The organism is Staphylococcus pasteuri (assembly GCF_030547725.1).
In the GTDB taxonomy this organism is placed as follows: Bacteria; Bacillota; Bacilli; order Staphylococcales; family Staphylococcaceae; genus Staphylococcus; species Staphylococcus pasteuri.
Genome location: NZ_JAUOQO010000380.1, coordinates 1 through 268, shown reverse-complemented (window position 1 = coordinate 268; position 268 = coordinate 1). Strand labels below are relative to the sequence as shown.

The 268-nt window shown below is 63.4% G+C and carries 1 protein-coding gene; it reads left to right on the top strand.

Annotated elements, in window-relative coordinates:
• Positions 1–268: protein phosphatase 2C domain-containing protein (locus Q4528_RS14075; protein ID WP_303522222.1), on the top strand; the 268-nt coding region annotated here is incomplete at both ends.

The following is a 268-nucleotide window of genomic DNA, read 5'->3' as shown; positions in this document are numbered from 1 at the left end:
CGTCAAGGGCAGGTACGCGAAGAAAATCAGGACGCCCTGCGGGTGCTGCGCTTTGCTGATGACGTGGCGGTGATGATCGTCTGCGATGGAGCTGGTGGCATCGGCGGTGGGCATGAAGCCTCTCAATCGGCGGTTGCGGCGATTTCGGACGCGTTGTCTGCACGCTGGAACGATACCGCTACATTGGCCCGGGCGGATCTCGACGCGGCTATCGAAGCTGCCCGCGAAGCCGCACGCGTCGAAGACCTCGAAGGAGTCACTACGGCCC